22 protein-coding genes are annotated in these 20,303 nt (G+C 71.2%); 15 read left to right on the forward strand and 7 right to left on the reverse strand.

Annotated features, from left to right (window positions below; translation table 11 throughout):
* The first annotated feature begins 91 nt into the window (after nt 1-91).
* The 4 genes from AC5RVZ_RS14095 to AC5RVZ_RS14110 are packed head-to-tail and all read left to right on the forward strand — an operon-like array spanning nt 92 to nt 4,474.
* The gene (locus AC5RVZ_RS14095; RefSeq protein WP_494066395.1) at nt 92-1,003 is read left to right on the forward strand and encodes a hypothetical protein; all 912 of its coding nucleotides are present in this window, start codon (nt 92-94) and stop codon (nt 1,001-1,003) included.
* Entirely contained in the window at nt 1,000-2,229 is a 1,230-nt protein-coding gene (locus tag AC5RVZ_RS14100) for a cytidylyltransferase domain-containing protein (RefSeq protein ID WP_494066396.1), read from the forward strand. The genes AC5RVZ_RS14095 and AC5RVZ_RS14100 overlap by 4 nt, the downstream gene beginning before the upstream one ends.
* The gene (locus AC5RVZ_RS14105) at nt 2,226-3,098 is read left to right on the forward strand and encodes an N-acetylneuraminate synthase family protein (RefSeq protein ID WP_494066397.1); all 873 of its coding nucleotides are present in this window, start codon (nt 2,226-2,228) and stop codon (nt 3,096-3,098) included. The genes AC5RVZ_RS14100 and AC5RVZ_RS14105 overlap by 4 nt, the downstream gene beginning before the upstream one ends.
* On the forward strand, nt 3,095-4,474 hold the full coding sequence (locus AC5RVZ_RS14110) for a DUF6716 putative glycosyltransferase (RefSeq protein ID WP_494066398.1): 1,380 nt from the start codon (nt 3,095-3,097) through the stop codon (nt 4,472-4,474). The genes AC5RVZ_RS14105 and AC5RVZ_RS14110 overlap by 4 nt, the downstream gene beginning before the upstream one ends.
* On the opposite strand, the gene AC5RVZ_RS14115 is transcribed toward AC5RVZ_RS14110, so the two are convergent.
* Together AC5RVZ_RS14115 and AC5RVZ_RS14120 are read right to left on the reverse strand one after the other, a co-directional pair.
* On the reverse strand, nt 4,393-5,172 hold the full coding sequence (locus AC5RVZ_RS14115; protein ID WP_494066399.1) for a PKD domain-containing protein: 780 nt from the start codon (nt 5,170-5,172) through the stop codon (nt 4,393-4,395). The genes AC5RVZ_RS14110 and AC5RVZ_RS14115 overlap by 82 nt on opposite strands.
* Nucleotides 5,163-5,696 (reverse strand): hypothetical protein, encoded by a 534-nt coding sequence (locus AC5RVZ_RS14120; RefSeq protein ID WP_494066400.1) that lies wholly within the window; start codon nt 5,694-5,696, stop codon nt 5,163-5,165. The genes AC5RVZ_RS14115 and AC5RVZ_RS14120 overlap by 10 nt, the downstream gene beginning before the upstream one ends.
* Nucleotides 5,697-6,025: 329 nt before the next feature.
* Between AC5RVZ_RS14120 and AC5RVZ_RS14125 the strand changes: the two genes are divergently transcribed.
* The 3 genes from AC5RVZ_RS14125 to AC5RVZ_RS14135 are packed head-to-tail and all read left to right on the forward strand — an operon-like array spanning nt 6,026 to nt 7,649.
* Complete coding sequence (locus AC5RVZ_RS14125) at nt 6,026-6,391, forward strand: TraR/DksA family transcriptional regulator (protein ID WP_494066401.1); 366 nt, start codon at nt 6,026-6,028, stop codon at nt 6,389-6,391.
* Between the two features lie 46 nt (nt 6,392-6,437).
* Nucleotides 6,438-6,824 (forward strand): YchJ family protein, encoded by a 387-nt coding sequence (locus AC5RVZ_RS14130; RefSeq protein WP_494066402.1) that lies wholly within the window; start codon nt 6,438-6,440, stop codon nt 6,822-6,824.
* A gap of 45 nt (nt 6,825-6,869) precedes the next feature.
* Complete coding sequence (locus AC5RVZ_RS14135; protein ID WP_494066403.1) at nt 6,870-7,649, forward strand: isocitrate lyase/PEP mutase family protein; 780 nt, start codon at nt 6,870-6,872, stop codon at nt 7,647-7,649.
* A 22-nt stretch (nt 7,650-7,671) separates the two neighbouring features.
* Here AC5RVZ_RS14135 and AC5RVZ_RS14140 read toward each other — a convergent pair whose 3' ends face one another.
* Together AC5RVZ_RS14140 and AC5RVZ_RS14145 are read right to left on the reverse strand one after the other, a co-directional pair.
* On the reverse strand, nt 7,672-7,839 hold the full coding sequence (locus tag AC5RVZ_RS14140; protein ID WP_494066404.1) for a methionine/alanine import family NSS transporter small subunit: 168 nt from the start codon (nt 7,837-7,839) through the stop codon (nt 7,672-7,674).
* A complete protein-coding gene (locus tag AC5RVZ_RS14145; protein WP_494066405.1) occupies nt 7,836-9,440 on the reverse strand; it encodes a sodium-dependent transporter in 1,605 nt (534 codons plus the stop codon). The genes AC5RVZ_RS14140 and AC5RVZ_RS14145 overlap by 4 nt, the downstream gene beginning before the upstream one ends.
* A 142-nt stretch (nt 9,441-9,582) precedes the next feature.
* Here AC5RVZ_RS14145 and AC5RVZ_RS14150 point away from each other — a divergent pair, with 142 nt between their 5' ends.
* Nucleotides 9,583-10,227: an SDR family oxidoreductase gene (locus tag AC5RVZ_RS14150; RefSeq protein ID WP_494066406.1), complete on the forward strand. Its 645-nt coding sequence runs from the start codon at nt 9,583-9,585 to the stop codon at nt 10,225-10,227.
* A 2-nt stretch (nt 10,228-10,229) separates the two neighbouring features.
* Here AC5RVZ_RS14150 and AC5RVZ_RS14155 read toward each other — a convergent pair whose 3' ends face one another.
* Both AC5RVZ_RS14155 and AC5RVZ_RS14160 read right to left on the reverse strand, forming a co-directional pair.
* Entirely contained in the window at nt 10,230-10,523 is a 294-nt protein-coding gene (locus AC5RVZ_RS14155; protein WP_494066407.1) for a DUF503 domain-containing protein, read from the reverse strand.
* Nucleotides 10,524-10,572: 49 nt separating this feature from the next.
* Nucleotides 10,573-11,646 (reverse strand): FUSC family protein, encoded by a 1,074-nt coding sequence (locus AC5RVZ_RS14160; RefSeq protein WP_494066408.1) that lies wholly within the window; start codon nt 11,644-11,646, stop codon nt 10,573-10,575.
* 257 nt (nt 11,647-11,903) lie between these two features.
* On the opposite strand from AC5RVZ_RS14160, the gene rpsA reads away from it, so the two are divergent.
* From rpsA to AC5RVZ_RS14185, 5 genes are all read left to right on the forward strand, one after another.
* Nucleotides 11,904-13,352, forward strand: coding sequence for a 30S ribosomal protein S1 (rpsA, locus tag AC5RVZ_RS14165; protein ID WP_494066409.1), 1,449 nt, complete (start codon nt 11,904-11,906; stop codon nt 13,350-13,352).
* 86 nt (nt 13,353-13,438) lie between these two features.
* Nucleotides 13,439-14,002 carry a GIY-YIG nuclease family protein gene (locus tag AC5RVZ_RS14170; protein WP_494066410.1) on the forward strand — a complete coding sequence of 188 codons (564 nt, stop codon included), beginning with the start codon at nt 13,439-13,441 and terminating at the stop codon, nt 14,000-14,002.
* A 77-nt stretch (nt 14,003-14,079) separates the two neighbouring features.
* Nucleotides 14,080-14,733, forward strand: coding sequence for a hypothetical protein (locus AC5RVZ_RS14175; RefSeq protein ID WP_494066411.1), 654 nt, complete (start codon nt 14,080-14,082; stop codon nt 14,731-14,733).
* Between the two features lie 70 nt (nt 14,734-14,803).
* Nucleotides 14,804-16,474 carry a sensor histidine kinase gene (locus AC5RVZ_RS14180; RefSeq protein ID WP_494066412.1) on the forward strand — a complete coding sequence of 557 codons (1,671 nt, stop codon included), beginning with the start codon at nt 14,804-14,806 and terminating at the stop codon, nt 16,472-16,474.
* A complete protein-coding gene (locus AC5RVZ_RS14185) occupies nt 16,471-17,634 on the forward strand; it encodes a hypothetical protein (RefSeq protein ID WP_494066413.1) in 1,164 nt (387 codons plus the stop codon). Before AC5RVZ_RS14180 ends, AC5RVZ_RS14185 begins: the two co-directional genes overlap by 4 nt.
* Before the next feature lie 21 nt (nt 17,635-17,655).
* On the opposite strand, the gene AC5RVZ_RS14190 is transcribed toward AC5RVZ_RS14185, so the two are convergent.
* Entirely contained in the window at nt 17,656-18,441 is a 786-nt protein-coding gene (locus AC5RVZ_RS14190; RefSeq protein ID WP_494066414.1) for a response regulator transcription factor, read from the reverse strand.
* A gap of 511 nt (nt 18,442-18,952) precedes the next feature.
* Between AC5RVZ_RS14190 and coaE the strand changes: the two genes are divergently transcribed.
* Together coaE and AC5RVZ_RS14200 are read left to right on the forward strand one after the other, a co-directional pair.
* The gene (coaE, locus tag AC5RVZ_RS14195; protein ID WP_494066415.1) at nt 18,953-19,567 is read left to right on the forward strand and encodes a dephospho-CoA kinase; all 615 of its coding nucleotides are present in this window, start codon (nt 18,953-18,955) and stop codon (nt 19,565-19,567) included.
* A 48-nt stretch (nt 19,568-19,615) separates the two neighbouring features.
* The gene (locus tag AC5RVZ_RS14200; protein WP_494066416.1) at nt 19,616-20,242 is read left to right on the forward strand and encodes a hypothetical protein; all 627 of its coding nucleotides are present in this window, start codon (nt 19,616-19,618) and stop codon (nt 20,240-20,242) included.
* The last annotated feature ends 61 nt before the right edge of the window (nt 20,243-20,303 follow it).

Consider the following 20,303-nt stretch of genomic DNA (forward strand, 5'->3'; position numbering starts at 1 on the left):
GTTCACCTTCCTGTTGGGCGCGCGTCGCCGTGCAGAGCCCTCGCCGTTCACGGGACCCGCCCATGGTGGATAGACGCTCGAAGGAGGTGCCATGGCTCGGGACGACGTCCTCGCGTGGGTCGAATCGCCGTTGCAGCTGCTGGGCGCCGCGGAATGGGCAGCGGCACATCGCCGCACGGTGCCGGTCGCCGGCAGGCTGACCGCGCAGATGTCGGAGACGGCCGACGAACTGGTGGCCCGCGGTGCGCGCTTCGGCGAACTCGAGCCCTACCTCGGCGTCCCATGGGCGCTGCTGGCGCGGCACGACCACTGGCTGGTGGGAGACGGATACTCGGGGCAGTTCCGGCTGGCCGCGGCCGTCCTGCGCCCGCGCCGCATCACCTTCCTCGACGACGGCTCCCTCGCCCTGGCCTACGCCGACACGCTGCTCGGCCTTCGGCCTTACGCGCGACCCGGGATCCGGGAAGGCCGCACGACCACGCTCGTCGCGCCCTTCACGGCCGAGCTGATCCGCCGTCGCGCCGGGGAACGTCGGGTGAGCCTGTTCACGGCGTTCGATCTGGGCGCGGAGCGCTCGGATGCCCTCGGCGACCGTGGCTTCGGCATCCGGCGTCACGACTTCGCCTGGACCCGCGCGACGGCGCCTTCCGCCGCCGACCTGGGCCGCCGCGTCGTGCTGGGAAGCGCCCGGCCGGTGGACGGTCACATGCTGCTCACGGACTACCTGCGGTGGGTGCGCGACGCCGCCGCCGGGGGAGCGGCGTACCTGCCGCATCGCCGCGAGACCGCCGAGCAGCTGGCCGCCGTCGCGGCGCTCCCCGGCGTGAGGGTCCGCGAGACGAATCTCCCGGTGGAGCTGGTTCTCGCCGGCGCTCCCGGTCCGCTCGAGATCCACACGCTTCCTTCGAGCACGGTCACGACGCTGCCTCTCGTGCTCGCCGGCCGCCAGGCGAAGCTTCACACCGGCAGCGCCGGGATGTCGTCGGGACGGGTGGTCGCGTGAGCGAGAACGTCGCCATCATCCCGGCGCGGGGAGGATCGAAGGGCATCCCGCGCAAGAACCTCCGCCGGGTGGGCGGTGTGCCGCTCGTGGCGCGCGCGGTGGACGCGGCCGTCCGCTGCCCGTCGATCCACCGTGTGGTCGTGACGACCGACGATCCCGACATCGCCGCCGTCGCGGCCGAGTGGGGAGCGGAGATCGTGCAGCGACCGGCCGAGCTCGCGGGGGACCAGACCTCGTCCGAGGGCGGCCTCCTGCATGCCCTCGGCGAGCTCGAGGCGCGCGGCGTGGACGTCGGCGTGGTCGCGTTCCTTCAGGCCACGTCGCCGTTCATCGACGTCGATGCGCTCGACGCTGCGGTCCGATCCGTGCGCTCCCGCCGTCGCGACAGCGTGTTCTCGGCGGTCGAGACCTTCGGCTTCCTGTGGCGCAAAGGCGTGGGAGACGCGGCAGAGGCGGTCAACCACGACGCTGACGTGCGCCTCCGGCGTCAGGACCGGTCGCCGGACTACCTCGAGACCGGCGCCTTCTATGTGATGCGCGCGGCCGGCTTTCGAGCCGTCCGGCACCGCTTCTTCGGCAGCATCGGGGTGGCCGCGGTCCCTGCACGCACCGCCATCGAGATCGACACGCCCGAGGAGCTCGAGATCGCGTGCGCGCTCGCACCGCTCATCGACCGGCCGCGGCCGGTCCTCGTGGACGCCGTGGTGACGGACTTCGACGGGGTGCACACGGATGACACCGTCCGCGTGGACCAGGACGGCGTGGAAGCGGTGACGGTCAGCCGTACCGACGGCATGGGCGTCTCGCTGCTGCGCGCGGCAGGCATCCCCGTGCTGATCCTGTCGACGGAGGCGAATCCGGTCGTCACGGCCCGCGCCCGCAAACTCGGCGTGGACGTCAGGCAGGATGCCCGCGACAAGGCGGCCGCACTTTGCGAGTGGGCCGCCGAGCGTGGCATCCCGCTGTCCCGCGTGGCCTACCTCGGCAACGACGTCAACGACCTGCCGTGCCTCGAACTGGTCGGGTGGCCTGTCGCCGTTCCCGACGCGCACCCGTCCGTTCTCGCCAGCGCCCGCGTGGTCCTCGACCGCGCGGGCGGCGCCGGTGCCGTCCGCGACCTAGCCGAGCGTGTCCTCGCCGGCCGCGCGGAGGCAGCGGCGACATCCGCCGATCCCGTCCCGAACCGGCGATCCGGTTCCCCGAGCGCCGCACAGGAGGCATCATGACCGTCACGATCGGATCACGCGTCGTCGGAGGCGGGCGACCCGCCTACGTCATCGCAGAGATCGGCCTGAACCACAACGGCGACGTCGAGCTCGCCAAGCGCCTCATCGATGTGGCCGCCGACGCGGGGGCCGATGCGGTGAAGTTCCAGAAGCGCACTCCCGAGATTGCGACGCCGGAGCACATGCGCGACATCCCGCGCGAGACGCCGTGGGGAACCATGACGTATCTGGAGTACCGGCACCGCGTCGAGTTCGACCGCGAGCAGTACATCGAGATCTCGGACCACGCCATGCTGCGAGGCCTGGAGTGGTTCGCGTCGCCGTGGGACGAGCCGAGCGTCGCGTTCCTTGAGGACCTGGGCGTCGCCGCGCACAAGGTCGCCTCGGCATGCCTGACCGATCACCGCCTGCTGGGCGCCTTGCGCGATACGGGCAAGCCGGTGATCCTGTCCACGGGCATGTCGACGACCGACGAGATCGACGCCGCGGTGGAGGTGCTCGGAACCGACCGGCTGGTGCTCATGCACGCCACATCGACGTATCCCATGGAGCCGGCCGAGGCGAACCTGCGGATGATCCCGGCGCTGCGCGAGCGCTTCCCCGGCGTGCCGGTCGGGTACTCCGGGCACGAGCGGGGCCTGCAGATCTCGCTCGCCGCGGTCGCCCTGGGAGCCGTGGCGATCGAGCGCCACATCACCCTCGACCGCACCATGTGGGGCTCCGATCACGCCGCCTCGCTCGAGCCCACCGGTCTGCAGCACCTCGTCCGCGACATCCGCGTGATCGAGGCCGCCCTCGGCGACGGAGTCAAGCGGGTGTACGAGAGCGAGCTCGCTCCGATGGCGAAGCTGCGCCGCGTCCCCGCGTGAGCGGAGACGTCGCAGGGGAGTCGGCCCGGCCGCGCCTGGTCGCCATCGCCGACACCGACTCGTATGTGAAGTGGGCGGCGGCACTGCTGGGCGCCGCGGCGGAGCGATGGGATGTCTCGCTCGTCGTGCTGCAGACGCCTGTGGTCGTCAGCGACGCCCAGCTCGAGGCGGCGCTCGCCGGCAGCGGGCTGCCCGAGCAGTGCACCGAGCGGGTGTCGTACCGCGACCTCTCGGTCCGGCTCGCGGACGCGCGCCCGGATGCGGTGCTCCTCGCGGCGCGCGGGCCGCTCGTGCGCGTGCTGGCGCGGGACGTCGCGGCGATGCGGCCGCGACCGGTCATCGCGACCGGACTGCCCGGCATCTCGATCCCGGCGACGAGGAAAGCCGTCATGTACCGGCTGCAGTGCGACCTGTTCGTGCTGCACTCGAAGCGGGAAGTGCGCGACTTCCGTGCGCTCTCGATGCGGACGGGACTGGCTCACCGTTACGCGCTGGCGGCGCTACCCTTCGCTCGGCGGGCGGACACGCGGGATGCCGACCCTTCGGCGGGCGGCACCGACCTCGTCTTCGCCACCCAAGCGCGCGTGCCGGCGGAGCGGTCCGAGCGGCTGCTCGTGGCGCGCATGCTGCGCCGTGCCGCGGCGGCCGATCCGTCCCGTCGCGTGGTGGTGAAGCTCCGCGCATCGCACGGCGAGCACCAGACGCACATCGAACGAGACGGGTACCCGGAGCTGCTCGCCGAACTCGGGCCCCTGCCGCCGAACCTCGTCACCTCCACCGCATCGATGGCGCGTGCGCTCACCACGGCCGAGGGGCTGGTCACGGTGAGCTCGACCGCGGCGATCGAGGCCGTCGCCCTGGGCGTGCCCGTCATCGCGCTCGACAGCTTCGGCGTGTCGCCGGAGCTCATCAACGAGGTGCTCGCCGACGGCGGGCTGCTCGGCAGCGAGGAGGACGTCATCGCGCGTCGCTTCCGCCATCCCCATCCCGACTGGCTGGACGACAACTACTTCCACGCCGCCGACGAGGACGACTGGGAGCGGCTGCTGCAGGACCTCATCGCGGAGCGCCGAGCCGGCGTCCTCCCGGCGCGGCGGCCCGTTGCGCGCCGCGGCGGCCCGCTCCGAGACGCGTGGGAGCGGAAGGTCGCGCTCGGCCGCAGCGACACGTCCGCGTCCGGTGTCGTCGCGCTCGCGGTCGGTGTGCCGGTTCGGGCGGTGGTCCGCGGAGTGCACGTGATCGGCCGGGCGATCAGGACGGACCCGAGCGCCTCAGCGAGCCTCGCCGCGACCGATCAGCAGCCGGGGCCGGACGGGTCCTCGGCGCAGGTGCGCTCGACCAGCGCCGTACGCACCTCCACGACGCGGACCTCATAGTCCGACGCGGTCGCCGTGACGACTCCGGGAACGGTCCGCCACGCGCCGTTGCCGAAGTCGACGGATGCCGCGTACTCGACCGTCACCGACACCGGATAGGTGCCGCGCGACCGGTACACGTGACTGGTCGAGGTCGGGGTGAACTGCGGCTGCCCGAGGCTCGCCCAGGTCGCGCCGCCGGTCGAGCTGCGTGAGCGGGACCCGTCGCCGTAGTCGAAGACGAATGCCCGAGGGGTGAAGCGCACGGTCACGTCCCACCCCAGCACGGTGCCGGGGATGCGCTGCTCGGACGCCTCCGCCACGACGTTGGCCGGCATGCCCGCCACGCCGAAGCCGGAGGGTTCGCCGGTGAGCGTGGGCTCGGCCGGCCGGAACGACGCGAGGTCGGCGAGCGTGACGTCGGGAAAGGTCACGACCGAATAGCCGCCGCACCGGCCGATGGTCTCGCAGTCGTTCTCCTCCACGGGCCGCGCCGGCGCCTCCGCCCGTGGGGCGTCGCCATGGTCGTTCCGGCCGTCGCCCCGGCTCCCGCCGCCTCCGCCGGGACCGTGCAGCGATCCCGACACGTCGACCTGCGTACCGGAGCTGTTGACGTCGCACGTTGTGGTCCATGTACCGACGTCGTTGCAATGTGAGTCACCCTGCGAGGGCGCCGATAGCGTGATCCCGAGGGCAATGACCGTTGCGATCAGGCGCAATCTGGGCCTTCTTCCCTGGGGCCGATGGATTCGATGAGCCAGCCCGTGGGCGATCCCTCATCCTTGGAAAGGTTCACCCGCAACCGTTGGACGTCAGTCCGATCCGGGTCGACCAGTGAATTGCCGTTGCGGTCGAGAACCTGAACCCCCGATACGTTCAAACACGCGAACAGAAGCACTTCAGAGTCGTTGGAGTTCACGCTCTCGGCTTCAAGTAGATCGACATGCGACTCGCCGGTGACCGTGGTGGCAGAAGCGTGATACTCGCTCAAGCCTCGGCGGTCGCTCGCGTTTAGCTCGCCAGTGGTCCAGGCGTAGACGTCCTCGAAGGTCTCGGGATCACTGAGGTCCACGGCGTTGAGCGCGTCGACGTAGGCCCGATAGGTGGCTTCCGCGGCCGCGAAGGCCTCCTCCTCGCCGGCGAACGTCGGCGTGGGTTCGGGTGCGGGGGGTGGGGTGCATCCGGTCAGCGCTCCGAGGACGAGCCCGGCCGCCACGAGCGCCGACACCCTCCGCAGTCCCACGGCCCCACGCTACCGGCGGGCTGGGTGACCGCGGAGAGTTATCCACAACCCGGATGAGACAGAAGAAGCCGGCGATCGCGCGGGGGCCGTGATCGCCGGCTCTGGGCGGTTCGATGAGACCGCCCCTCGTGTCGCCGGGGGAAACGGCACGAGAGCAGTCCCGTCCGACTCGATGCCGTGGCGGGGGGATCGCGGGGTTCGGTGGGGGCCGCTTGCCGCGATGCCTTCAGGATCCCACCGCCACCTGTGAGATTGCGGTGCCCACACTGCGAATGCTGTCCACGGCAGCCGGGCGGCGCCCGTCGGCCAACCGGACGTAGCCTCGGAGGATGACGTCCTCCGTTCCTCGTCCCGAGCTGCGCGCGCTGCTGGACGATCTGGCCGACGCGGCCCGCGCACGACTGGAAGGCATCGACGCGGCCATGGCACGGCTTCGACAGGACCGGGCGGTCGACGTCGCCGACGACGAGCACGATCCCGAGGGTGCGACCCTTTCGGGCGAGTGGGCGCACGCCGCCGGTGTGGCCGACGCCGCTCGTCGCGAGCTGGGCGAGATCGACGACGCGCTGCGCCGTTGGGAGGCCGGAACCTACGGGATCTGCGCCGACTGCGGTCGCAGCATCCCCGTCGAGCGACTCCGTGTCCGGCCGTTCGCGACGAGGTGCGTCGCATGCGCCGAGAGAGCGGGAGGCTGACGTGTCCTTCGGAGCGGCCGCATCTGGACCGCGAGGGCGGTTCCCTGTGCTGCGCGCCGGCGACCCCTGCGCCTGCGGCAGCGGCGATCGCTTCGGGGCCTGCTGTGAGCCCCTGCTGCGCGGAGCGAGCGCCCCCACGGCCGAGCGGCTGATGCGGTCGCGCTACACCGCGTTCGTGGTGGGGGACGAACGGCATCTGCGCGAGACGTGGCATCCCGGCACCCGCCCCGCGGCGATCGAGCTCGACCCCGCGCAGCGGTGGACGGGACTGCACATCGTGGCGACGGATGCCGGCGGCGAGGACGACACCCGCGGCGTCGTGGAGTTCCAGGCGCATTGGCGCGAGGGCAAGCGTGACGGCGTGCTGCACGAACGGAGCCGGTTCGTCCGCCAGAGCGGGCGCTGGTGGTATCTCGACGGCCGCATCGGCTGAGCGTCGCGGGGCAGGCGTCGCCGTCGGTCCCGCTAGCGTGGATCCATGACGAACCAGGTGGCCAAGGCTCAGACGCTCGCGCAGCTGCACGCCGCGCCCGAGATCCTGCGGGTGGTGAACGTGTGGGACGTCGTCTCGGCGACGACAGTGGCTGCGCTGCCCGAAACCCGCGCCATCGCCACTGCCGGTCATTCGATCGCGGCGACGTTCGGATACGCCGATGGCGAGAAGATTCCGCGGGATCTCATGCTCGACATGGTGGGGCGCATCGTCGAGGCGGTGGGCGACCTGCCGGTCACGGCGGATCTGGACGCCGGATTCGGCGACGCCGGCGACACCGTCCGCCGCGCGATCGCGAAGGGCGCGATCGGCGGGAACATCGAGGACCGGCTTCGGCCCCTCGATGAAGCGGTCGCCGTCGTCGAGGCCGTTGTGGCCGCCGGAGAAGCGGAGGGCGTGCCGTTCGTCCTCAACGCCCGCACGGATGCCTTCCTGCGAGCCGGCGACCGCCCGGTCGAGGCATCCGTCGCCGACGCCATCGAGCGGGGTCGCGCCTATCTCGACGCGGGCGCCGACCTCGTCTTCGTTCCCGGCATCCTGGACGCCGACACCACACGACGGCTGGTCGAAGGCATCGGCGAGCGCAGGATCAGCGTCATCGGGCTTCCGGGCGCGCTCACCGCGTCCGAGTACGAGTCGCTCGGCGTCGCCCGCATCTCGTATGGACCGGCCACGCAGCGGGTGGCGCTCACCGCGCTGCAAGATGTGGCAGCCGAGCTCTATCGTGACGGCGCGATCCCCGGCAGCACCCGGAACCTCAACTGACGGAACGCCCGCCTTACCGGCTTCAGGTGTCGCGCTCGAGCGGAGCGACGTCCTCACGGTGGTCGTCGACGCCGCCGCGCGGGTAGTCGGCGACCTCGGGGTGCCGCCGCAGGAAGACGGCGCTGGCCACGAGGCCGCCCCACACGATGACGATCGCCAGGATGAGGAACGTGATGGCGAGCGGTGTCATGACGACGCTCCTCTCTCACCTTGGGTGGGCGTTCGGTCGGGCGCCCGGTACTCCGGCCATGGTGTGAAGCGATCCGGCGACTCGCGCCAGGGCAGGACCGTCATGACGACCGTGATCACCAGGATGACCGCGATCGTGCCCCATCCGAACAGGAGCAGGTACCAGCCCGGCATGTCGGCGTAGCCGTCGACGATGAGCGTCACGATGCGCTGGATCAGCATGTAACCCAGCACGATGGGCGACAGCACCCCCACCAGCGCGATCCAGATGCCTCCCACCTTGAAGGTGGACACCGCGTTGAGGTGGGCCCGCAGCTCGGGACCGCGACGCAGCACCCAGATCACGAGGATCGTCGTGACCACGGCGGATGCCACGATGCCGATGTTGTTGGCCCACTGATCGGTGACGTCGAGGGCGAGTAGGCCCGTCGTGGTGGAGAACAGCAGGATGGACAGGACTGCGGAGATGATCCCCACGCTCAGCGCCGCGGTCCGCCGCGACACCGCGAGCTTCTCCTGCACCGCCGCGGACACGACCTGCAACACCGAGATCAGCGACGTGAAGCCCGCGAGTGCCAGCGATCCGAAGAAGAGGCATCCGAACAGCGGTCCGCCGGGCATCTGCGAGACGATCGCCGGGAAGGTGATGAACGACAGCCCGACGCCGGTGAGACCCTCGAGCTCCGACACCTCGATGCCCTGCTGGAAGGCGAAGAACCCCAGCGTGGCGAACACGCCGATGCCTGCGAGGATCTCGAACGACGAGTTCGCGAAGGCGACGACGAGCCCGGGCGCCGTGAGGTTGGCGCGGCGCCTGCGGTACGAGGCGTACGTGATCATGATGCCGAAGGCGATCGACAGCGAGAAGAAGATCTGACTGTACGCGGCGATCCACACGTTCGGATCCGCCAGCGCCGCCCAGTTGGGCGTGAACAACGCGTCGAGGCCGGCCGCCGCGCCGTCGAGGAACAGGGCCCGCACCACCAGGATCGCGAACGCGATCACCAGGAGCGGCAGGAAGATGACGTTCACGCGCTGCAGTCCCTTGGCGACGCCCGCCGCGAGCACCGCGATGGTCGCGATCCACACGAGCGCGAGCGGGATCAGCACGCCGGGGACGAACTCGAAGCTGATGCCGGGATCGCCGGTCTGCAGGTACTCGCCGATGAGGAACGCCGCCGGGTCGTCACCCCAGCGCAGGTCGAACGAGAACACGAAGTAGCTCAGCGCCCAGGCGATGACGGCCGTGTAGTAGAGGCCGATCACGAACGCGATCGCGACCTGGAACCACCCGAGCGACTCCGTCCATCGCCCGAGCGCCCGGCCGACGCGGCGGAACGCGGTCGGCGCGGCGCCGCGGAAGCGGTGGCCCAGCGCGTAGTCGAGGAACAGGATGGGGATGCCTGCCGTCAGCAGCGCCACGAGATACGGGATGAGGAAGGCCCCTCCGCCGTTCTCGTAGGCGACGCCGGGGAAGCGCCAGATGTTGCCGAGGCCCACCGCGGAGCCGATCGCGGAGAGGATGAAACCGATCTGGCCCGTCCACTGCTCGCGTGGCCGGTCGCCCGTCGCGCGCCGGGCGGGGTTCTGCGGTGCCGTCACGTCATCGTCCCTTCACCAGAGCGTCTTCGCCACCGGACCGTACCAGGATCGCACCGGCGCGGCCAAGCAGGTTGACCTTTCCTCGACCCACCCGGCACTCTTCGATTCCGCGTACCGTGGAGAACCCGCGAAAGGAGCCGACGTGGCACGCATCATCGTCTTCGGCGGACACGGCAAGGTGGCGCTGCTGCTCGAGCAGCTCCTGGCCGCCCGTGGCGACACCGTCACCGCCGTCATCCGCAACCAGGACCACGAGGCCGACGTCGTCGCAACCGGGGCCACTCCCGTCGTCGCCGACATCGAGACGTACGACCTGGACCAGCTGCGCAATCTCATCAGCGGCAACGACGTCGTCGTGTGGTCGGCGGGGGCGGGCGGCGGTGATCCACGCCGCACCTACGCCGTGGACCGGGATGCCGCCATCCGTTCGATGGATGCGGCCGCCGGGGTCGGAGTCGCACGCTACGTCATGGTGTCGTGGCTCGGGTCGCGGGCCGATCACGGGGTTTCGCCCGACTCCTCGTTCTTCCCCTACGCCGACGCCAAGTGGGCTGCGGACGAGCACCTGATGGCGTCGGGCCTCGCATGGACGATCGTCGCCCCCGGGACCCTCACGCTCGATCCGCCCACCGGTCGCATCGAGCTCGAGCCCAGCGGCAGCGGGACGGTGCCTCGCGCGGATGTCGCCGCCGTCATCGCGGCCGTCATCGACAATGACGCCACGGTGGGCCGCACCATCCGCTTCGGCAGCGGCGACGACGTGATCGGCCACGCCCTCGCCGGCTGAGCTCAGTCCTCGCTCGAGTGGAGTCCCCGCCGGGTCGACAGCAGAGTGACCTCGGGATGATCGGCCACGACCCTCTCGGCGCGGTCGAGGACGTCACGGACATGGGATGAGCCCGACGCGACGACCGCCACCCCGACCTCGGCCCTGCGATGCAGGTCGTGCTCGCCCACTTCGGCGGCCGCCGACTCGGTGCGCCGCCGAAGGTCCGCGATGAGGGGCCGGAGGATGCTGCGCTTCTCCTTCAGCGAGTGCACGTCGCCCAGAAGCAGGTCGAACTCGATCCATCCGATCCACATGCCTCCATCGTGTCAGGGTCGATCGCCGTCGGCGCGAGCCGTCGAGGCGTCATCGCTCCGTGACACTCGGACGGGGGCGGTCCTCGTCGGCGGAGAGCTCGACGAGCGCCGCGTGGATGCGTTCGAGGTCGACCAGCAGCGAGCCGATCAGCACCCAGTGATCGGAGGACGGCATGGCGACCGCGAGGGGTCGCGTGAGCGCCGGCGGTTCGCTCGCCGAGGGCTCGGCGTCGCCGGCGCCCGCGCGCGCCGTGACCAGCCGGACGTCGTGCGCAGCGCGGGCCAGCTGCTCCGCGATCGCGCCCATCGTCGGCTCCTTCGTGAGCGAGACGTCGTAACGGTCCGTGAACGCCCGTGTCATGCCGATCACCTGCGTGGCGATCGGGCCGAACCGGTCCAGGGTGGCACGGTACTCCGTCAGCCGATCGCGATGCCGTCGCGCCCGCGGATTGAGTGTGAGCGATTCCTCGCCCGCGCGGATCGCCTCCTCGGCGTCGCCGATGAGCGGCCGAAGAGCCCGCGCCCGGGCGAGCATGTCGGCGAGCTCGGACGCGGAGCGCGGTGTTCCAGATGCCTCGACCAGGCGCTCCATCGACGTCGCCAGCTCGCTGCCCACCGCCTGGAGCGCGCGCTGCGCCGGCTCGATCGCGACCGGAGGGACGACGGCGACATTCACCACGACGCCGACGGCGGCTCCCAGAAGCGTCTCGATGACCCGATCCAGCGCGTACCCGGCGCTCGCCGTGCCGAGGGCCGGGACCAGCATGGCGCTGATGACCACCTGGTTGCCGGTGCCCGGCGTCATCCGCAGCAGCCAGACGAGGACGAACGCCGCGGCGATGGCGACGAGGACGACCCCGGTGCCGTTGCCCAGCGCCACACCCAGCAGCGACGCGATCACGACCCCGACCACGACACCGACGGTCCGCTCGACGCCCTTCGTCAGGGACTGGTTGATGCTCGGCTGCACCACCAGCAGCGCCGCGATCGCGGCGAACACCGGTGGGGGGCCCGGTATGAGCCAGCCGGCCAGCAGCCACGCCCCGATGGTGGCGATCGCCGACTTCGCGGCCTGCAGGATCGACGGCCGCTTGACCGAGCGGATCGCGGCGGACATGCTCATGCGCTGATCCTCGCGCACCGGAACCGGCAGCGTCGCCCCGCACGGGAACATCGCGGCGCGCCCGGGCGTTCTGATAGCCTTGGGTGTCACTCGTGTGGCCATCTCGCCACGCCTGGGCGTCGAATCGCTTCGACGCCGGGTGACATCGCACGAAAACAATCCGCTTCGCCTTCGGCTCGAGGCATCCGCTCGCGCACGCGCGACGGGCTGATGACAGCCGGGGCCCGACACCAAACCCAACAAGGACAACCCACTACATGACTAGCGCAACGACCGCCCCGGCCACCAAGCAGGTCGCGATCAACGACATCGGATCTGCCGAGGACTTCCTGGCCGCGGTCGAGAAGACTCTGAAGTTCTTCAACGACGGCGACCTGATCGAGGGCACCGTGGTGAAGATCGACCGCGACGAGGTCCTCCTCGACGTCGGTTACAAGACCGAGGGCGTCATCCCCTCGCGTGAGCTTTCCATCAAGCACGACGTCGACCCCAACGAGGTCGTCAAGGTCGGCGACGAGGTCGAGGCACTCGTTCTCCAGAAGGAGGACAAGGAAGGCCGCCTCATCCTGTCGAAGAAGCGCGCGCAGTACGAGCGCGCGTGGGGCGACGTCGAGAAGATCAAGGAGAACGACGGCGTGGTCACCGGCCAGGTGATCGAGGTCGTCAAGGGTGGCCTCATCGTCGACATCGGCCTCCGCGGCTTCCTCCCCGCCTCGCTGATCGAGCTGCGCCGCGTGCGCGACCTGACGCCGTACCTCGGCCAGGAGATCGAGGCGAAGATCCTCGAGCTCGACAAGAACCGCAACAACGTCGTGCTCTCGCGCCGCGCCCTGCTCGAGCAGACGCAGTCCGAGTCGCGCACCACGTTCCTCAACAACCTGCACAAGGGCCAGGTCCGCAAGGGCACGGTCTCGTCGATCGTCAACTTCGGTGCGTTCGTCGACCTCGGCGGCGTGGACGGCCTCGTGCACGTCTCCGAGCTGTCGTGGAAGCACATCGAGCACGCCTCGGAGGTCGTCGAGGTGGGCCAGGAGGTCACCGTCGAGATCCTCGAGGTCGACCTGGACCGCGAGCGCGTCTCGCTGTCGCTCAAGGCGACGCAGGAGGACCCGTGGCAGGTCTTCGCCCGCACTCACGCGATCGGCCAGGTCGCGCCGGGCAAGGTCACCAAGCTCGTCCCGTTCGGTGCGTTCGTGCGCGTCGCGGACGGCATCGAGGGCCTCGTGCACATCTCGGAGCTCTCGGGCAAGCACGTCGAGCTCGCCGAGCAGGTCGTGTCGGTCGGTGAAGAGGTCTTCGTGAAGATCATCGACATCGACCTCGAGCGTCGCCGCATCTCGCTCTCGCTCAAGCAGGCGAACGAGTCGGTCGACCCCTTCGGCACTGAGTTCGACCCGGCCCTCTACGGCATGGTCACGGAGTACGACGAGAACGGGGAGTACAAGTACCCCGAGGGCTTCGACCCCGAGACCAACCAGTGGAAGGAAGGCTTCGACGAGCAGCGCGAGAAGTGGGAGCAGGAGTACGCCGCCGCCCACGCTCGCTGGGAGGCGCACAAGGCCGCCGTCCTCAAGGCCCAGGAGGCCGAGGCCGCCGCTCCGGTCGAGACCGGCGCGTCCTCGTACTCCTCCGAGAGCGGCCCCTCGGGCACGCTCGCGGACGACGAGGCTCTCGCCGCCCTGCGCGAGAAGCTCTCGGGTCGCTGATCGGCTGATCCACATCGAAAGGGCCGTCACCGTGAAGGTGGCGGCCTTTTCGCGTGCGTGGGGGTGGTCCGGCGTAGTGTCGCCGCGTGACCCCTGCCTCTCCCCGCTGCCTGGTGGCCGACGACGGATGCCGCGGCGAGGTGCCGCCGCACGCGCCGGTGCCGCTGTGCGAGCGGCACGCGGCGGCGGCATCCGAGTGGTTCGATGCCGAGAACGGGGTTGTGGACGTGCTGCCGTCGCCGTGCGTGCTGTGCGGGTCGCGTCTGGGTGTCCGCTACCGGTCGGGGTGGCTGTGCGCCGTCTGCGAGTGGCGTCATGGCGACGTGCCCGACGATGAGCTCCCTCGGCCGAGGGTCGATGTGGTCTACTACCTCGGCTATGCCGACCGGGTGAAGATCGGCACGACCGCCAACCCGCGGCAGCGTCTGGCCGCGATCTGGCATGAGGATCTCCTGGCGTTCGAGCGCGGCGACCGCGCGGTCGAGCGGCGCCGCCATGCGCAGTTCGCCGAGGAGCGCTACGAGCGGACCGAGTGGTTCCGACTGTCCGAACGGCTGCGCAGCCACATCGCCTCCGTCGCCGCGGGCGTGGACGATCCCTGGTCGCTGTACGCGCGGTGGGTGAGCGAGGCGATCGCGCTCCGAGGCTGACGACGTCGGCGACGACGCGCCCAGCCGATTCAAAGCCAGTCGGCCTAGCGTGACAGACCCGGATCAGGGAGGACACCATGGGACTGCTGGACCGACTCTTCGGCGGCGACGACCGCGATCATCAGGCGCCGCCGCCGCGCAGCGACCAGGCGTGGCGGGACGCGCGGACGCCGGACGGCGCGCCGACGAACCAGCCGCCTCGGAGCGCGGACGAGATCGCGATTGAGCGGTACCGGTACCTGCTGCGCACCGCCCCTCCTGAGACGATCGAGCAGGTCCACGCCGAGGCCTTCTCGAGGCTGACCGAGCCGCAGCGTCAGCAGGTTCTCGCGGAGATCTCCGCCGGACTGCCGTCTGCGGAGCAGCCGCGCACGAGCGATCCCGGCACGCTGGCGCGTGCCGCGACCCGTGCGGAGTACATGAATCCCGGATTCATGGAACGCACGCTCGGTCCGCAGCGCCAGGGGCCGTCTTTCGGCTCCATGGTGGGTTCGTCGATCCTCGGCACAGTCGTCGGGTACGTCCTCGGATCCGCGCTGGTCAGCTCGTTCCTGGCGCCCTCGTTCGCCGCCGACCAGGGTCACCAGGACGGCTCCGAGTCCGGTGGCGAGGGCGGAGCGGATGCCGGAACCGGGGCCGACGCCGGCGGCGGGGCGGACCCGGGCGTCGACGCGGGGTGGGGCGCCGACGCCGCCGGAGACATGGGCGGGTTCGGCGACTTCGGCTTCTGAGCGCCCGTCCATCGCTCGGCGTCGGCGGGAGACCTGCCGCCCGACGCACGACTTCCGTTACCGTCACGGTATGGGAGCCGCGACGACCGACTCGCCGGGGGCCACCGGAGTGCGGCATCCGCACCGGCGCGCCAGGCGGGCGGCGCTTCCCATCGCCGATCGCACGCGGGACCGCACCGCCACGCTGAACCAGCTGCTGCTGGCGTCGGTGATCTTCGTCCTCGGCGTCCTCGTCGCGGTCGGCCCCTTCGAGGGCGACCCTGCGCTGTTCTTCCTCGGGGTCGTGTGCATCTTCGCGATCACCGGGGCGACGCTGATCGTGCCGTGGAACCGTCTGGCGTACGGGTGGGTGGCGCTGGTGCCCGCCCTGGACATCGTCGCCATCGCGATCATGCAGTTCGCCGCACCGGAGTCGGCGCTCGGGCTGCTGTGGATCTTCCCGACCATGTGGCTGGCGGGAGGATTCGGTCCTCTCGGCCTCGCCGGCGTCGTCGCGGCCATCGCCGGCATCAGCGCCGCGCTGATGGTCCTGAACGCGGAGCAGCTGACGTACCGAGAGCTGCTGATCCCGCTCGTGCTGTCCGCGGTGGCGGTGACCAGTCACCTCAACGCCCGGCGGTCGGACGCGCAGCGCACGCTCCTGGCGAAGCAGTCGCACCTGCTGCGAAGCGTGCTGGCACGCACCCGGCGCCAGGAGCAGGTCGTCACCGAGGTGCTCGAGGCGGTGGACTTCGGCGTCGTCCGCATCGGCGCGGACGGCCGCGTGGCGGTCACGAACGAGGCCCACGGCCGGCTGCAGCGGGCGCTCGACGCCCATGGGGACGTGGCGGCGTTCCGTGACGACGGCGTCACACGACTGCCCGCGGACGAGCTGCCGCTGGAGCGGGCACGCCGGGGAGAGGCGTTCGACGGTCAGGTGGTGTGGTTCGGCTCGGAACCGGCCTCGCGCCGCGCTCTGACCATCACCGCGCGCCGGCTCACCGACCCGGACGGCGAAGACGCGGGCGCCGTGGTGATCTCACGCGATGTCACGGCGGAACTGAACGCGCTGCGCGCGCGGGACGACCTGGTGGCCTCCGTCTCCCACGAACTGCGCACCCCGCTGACGTCGATCCTCGGCTACCTCGATCTGGCCATCGAGCATCCCGACATGCCGGAATCCGTGCGGTCGAACCTCGACATCGCCGAACGCAACGCCGAGCGACTGCTGCGGCTGGTGGCCGACATCCTCGCCGCCTCGAGCTCATCGTCGTCCTCGGTGGAGGCGTCGCTGGCGCCGCAGGCCCTGCAGGCGGACGAGATCACGCGCGCGGCGGCCGAAGCGGCGGCGGCCCGCGCCGCCGCCCGCGCCATCACGATCGACGCGTCCGGCCTCGAGCCGGCGCCGGTGTGGGGCGATCCGCTGCGCCTGCGACAGGTGGTCGACAACCTCGTGTCGAACGCGATCAGCTACAACAAGGACGGCGGGACGGTCTTCCTCGGCACCACCACCGACGGTGTCCACAGCTGGATCCTGGTACGCGACACCGGCATCGGCATCTCCGACGCCGAGCGGTCGCGCCTGTTCCAGCGGTACTACAAGGCCGGTGCCGAGCGCCGCGCCGGCAGCGGACTGGGCCTGGCGATCTCGCGGGACATCGTGCGTGCGCACGGCGGCGAGATCGGCCTGCACAGTGCGCCGGGAGTGGGCACGACGTTCGTCGTGAAGCTTCCGGCCACATCGGAGGGGGATGGAGCATGAGCTTGGACCTGTTCAGCGTTCTGGTGTTCACGGCGCTCGTGGTGAACGTCAGTGGCATCCTGTTCATCCTCGAGACGTTCCTGCGCCGCGATGACGGCGCCGGGCGCGTGTGGTCGCTGGGTTTCCTCGCCGGCATGCTGACGACGCTGGCCTACTCCGTGTGGGCCGGTCCCGGCGGCGCGTGGTGGGCGGTGGCCGTCGGCAATGCGGCGTTCGTGGCCGGCACGGGGTGCATGTGGCTCGGATGCCGCCGCTTCAACGGCCGCCGGATGACGTGGGCGTCGCTGCTGGTCGGCTTCGCGGTGGCCGCCGCCGGGATCTCCGTCGCGGTGGCCGGTCCCACGGGCGGGGACTGGGCCGGGGCGCTGTGGATGTTCGGCGCGCTCATCGTCTTCGCGGCTGCCGGCGCCGCCGAGTGTCTGCGCGGCGAGCTGCGCCGCTCACGCACCGCCTGGGTGCTGGCCGCGGTGCTCGGCTTCCAGTCGCTGTTCTACATCGCCCGCACGATCGTCTTCGTGGTCTCGGGCCCGGACAGCGCCCTCTTCCGGATCTGGTTCGACACCGTCACCACGAGCTTCCTCACCGTCACGCTCACCATCGTCGCGGTCGTCGTCACATCGGTGCTGCGTGCCACCCGCACGCCGATACGGGGGCAGGTGCGCACCGGCGAGGCGGCGACGGAGAGCGAGGGCATCCTCGATGCCCGCTCCTTCGAGCACGCGCTGGCGGGCCTGTGCGCGCGCGCCCGCTCCCGCGGCGAGCTCGTCGCTCTCACGGCGGTGCGCATCGAGGATCTCGATCAGATGTCGAGCGCGTTCGGCAGCGAGGTCGCCGCCTCGGTCAGGGAGGCATGGCGTCTGGGCGTCCGTCGGCACGCGCCGACGAACGCGGCCGTCGCCGAGGACGGGCCGACGGGCCTGGCGATCGCGCTCGCCGTTCCCGCGGCACAGGACGCCCGGCGCCAAGCCGCAGAGGTGTATCGCGGTGTCTTCGATCACCTGGGAACCGTCGCCGGGGGAGTGATCCCCGTCGTGGGCGTCGGCTTCGCGCTCAGCTCCGACGTCGGCTACGAGCCGGCGGAGCTGCTGCGCGTCGCGCGGGAGACGGCGACCCGAGCCGCCGCCACCGTCGAGACGTCCGTCCTCTCCGGCAACGCGTAGGGGTGGTGGCGCAAGGCGTGTTCAGGCGGTGAGGCGGTAGCCGACGCCGCGCACCGTCTCGATCCAGCGCGGCTGCGAGGGCGACTCGCCCAGCTTGCGCCGCAGGTTGGCCACGTGCACCTCGATCGCGCGGGCGTCGCTGTCGCTGACGAACTCCGCGCCCGTGAACTGCTCACCGCGGAGCATCAGCGCGAGGTCGGTCTTGGCACGCACCACACGCCCCGCCGTCAGCAGGTCGGCGAGGATGTCGAACTCGCTGCGGGTGAGCTCCACGTTCCCGCCGTCGACCGTCACGATGCGCGTACCCGGGTCCAGCCGCAGCCCCCGGTGCTCGAGCACGCCGTCGGCGGTGTCCTGCGACGCACCCGGCGACGCCAGGTGGTGGCGCGGGCGACGCAGCATCGCGTCGATCCGCGCCCGGAGCTCGCGCGGCCGGAACGGCTTGGCCACGTAGTCGTCCGCACCGGCTTCCAGGCCCTGCAGCGCGTCGATCTCCTCGGTGCGGGCGCTCAGCATCACGATGTACGTCGAGCTGATCGAGCGGATGCGCTTGGCGGTCTCGAACCCGTCCATGCCGGGCATGTTGACGTCGAGGGTCGTCACGAGCGGCTCGTGATCCCGCACGAGCTCCAGGCCATCCGCCCCGTTGGCCGCGCCGTGGACCTCGAACCCGGCCTGCGAGAGCACCGCGGACAGCAGCGAGCGTATGTCGTCTTCGTCCTCGATCACGACCGCGACCCGAGATTCTTCCACCCCTGCACCTTCCGGTGCCGACAGGTCGACCGCCGGCTCCTCGACGTCGGTCATGATATCCCAGAACGCCGCCTGGAACCGATGACCGCCTGTCATCGACGGAGGTCCCCCCTGTGCATCGGCGCGGGCCGGCTTCGCACCGGCGTCGCCCCGGTGAGGCGGCGGCGCGGTGCCCCCCGGACTTCCGCGCCGCGCGCCCCGCCGGAACGAGGTGCCGCGCGCAGGGCGACGGACCTCCCCGTGGTCCACCCCGCGCCCGACCCCGATGCATGGCGCGAAGAGACGGTCGCCCCCACGACCGCCGCCCCGCCATGCCGACGACGGAACGACCCGCACCGAGCCTGAGCACGATGCGTGCGGCTCGGCGGGCGGCCGACCGGCGACGCAAGTGCTCGTTCGCCGGCCATGGCCCACCGTTCCCCAGATCCGCTGGCTGTTCCGTTCCTTCGGGTGCCACGACGCTACCCGCGGGTGCTCAGGCGAGCCTCAGATCGACCTCAGGAACCGCCCAAGCCTCGCCGGGGTCGTCCTCCGAGCCGACCGCCGCGCGTGGCATCCTCGATGCATGCCCCTCATCGCACTCACCGGCGGCATCGCGTCGGGCAAGTCGACCATCGCCCGCCGGCTGGCGGAGCACGGCGCCGTCGTGGTGGACGCCGATCAGCTGGTGCGCGAGGTGCAGCAGCCGGGGTCGCCGGTGCTCGAGGCCATCGCGACCGAGTTCGGCGACCGGATGCTGCGCACGGACGGGTCGCTGGACCGGGCGGCGCTGGGGGCGGCGGTGTTCGGCAACGACGAGGCCGTCTCACGCCTGAACCGGATCGTGCACCCCGCGGTGCGGGCGGAGTCGGCACGGCGGTTCGAGGAGGCGTTCGCACGGGACCCGGATGCCGTCGTGGTGTACGACGTGCCGCTGCTCGTGGAGGCGCGGGCGGAGGACCCGTGGCAGCTCATCGTGGTGGCGCACGCGCCGGCCGACGTGCGCAGGCGACGGCTGGTCGAGCTGCGGGGGATGACCGGATCCGAGGCGGATGCCCGCATCGCTTCGCAGGTCGACGACGCCGCGCGTCTGGCCCTGGCCGACGTCGTGATCGATACGACCGGCACGATCGACGACACGCTGAGTCAGGTCGACGAGCTGTGGCGCACGCTGCCGGCCCGGGTCGCCGCCCGCGCCTAGCCCGGTGCGGCGTCGCGGAGTAGCGTGGGCATCGTCAGGAGGTGCACCATGGGCCTGCTCTCGCGATTGCGGCGCCGGAGGCGGCGCGACGCCCTCAGCGACGAGGAGCGCATGGGGCGGTACATCTATCTGCTCAACACGCTGCCGGCCCCCGTCATCGAGAGCGCGCACGCGTCGGCGTTCAAAGACCTGCCGGCCGAGCGGCGTCGCGCGATGTTCGAGCAGCTGCGACCGTTCCTGTCCGACCGGGAGCGGGATGCCGCATCCGATGACCCGACGGTGATCGCGAGGCTGGTGCGCCGAGCCGAGGAACGCCGGGCGGCACGTGGAGGTCTGGTCGGATCCGCCGGCGCCTCCGTCGCGACGGCCGCCGACGACCCGCGGGACGCGGTGGACCCGCGGCAGCTCGTGCTCGGCAGCGGGGCGGCGGTGATCGTCGCCCAGAACTTCCTGATGTCGGCCGCGGTCATGACGTACTTCTCGGCCGGCGCTGGATCTCTCGCCATCGCGAGCGAGCCGGCGTGGGTCGGAGAGACCTACGACCCCGGCGCAGTCGGCTCCGGCGGCGTCGACGCCGGCGCCGGGCTCGACGGCGGCGGGCTCGACGCGGGTGGCTTCGGCGGCTTCGACGGCGGCGGCTTCGGCGGGTTCGACGGCGGCGGCTTCGGCGGCTGAGTCCGGCTCCGCCCAGGGCGAACCCGGCCCGCGTGTCCGACGCCCCGCATACGCTGGAGGA

Source organism: Arthrobacter sp. Cza30, from assembly GCF_059090765.1.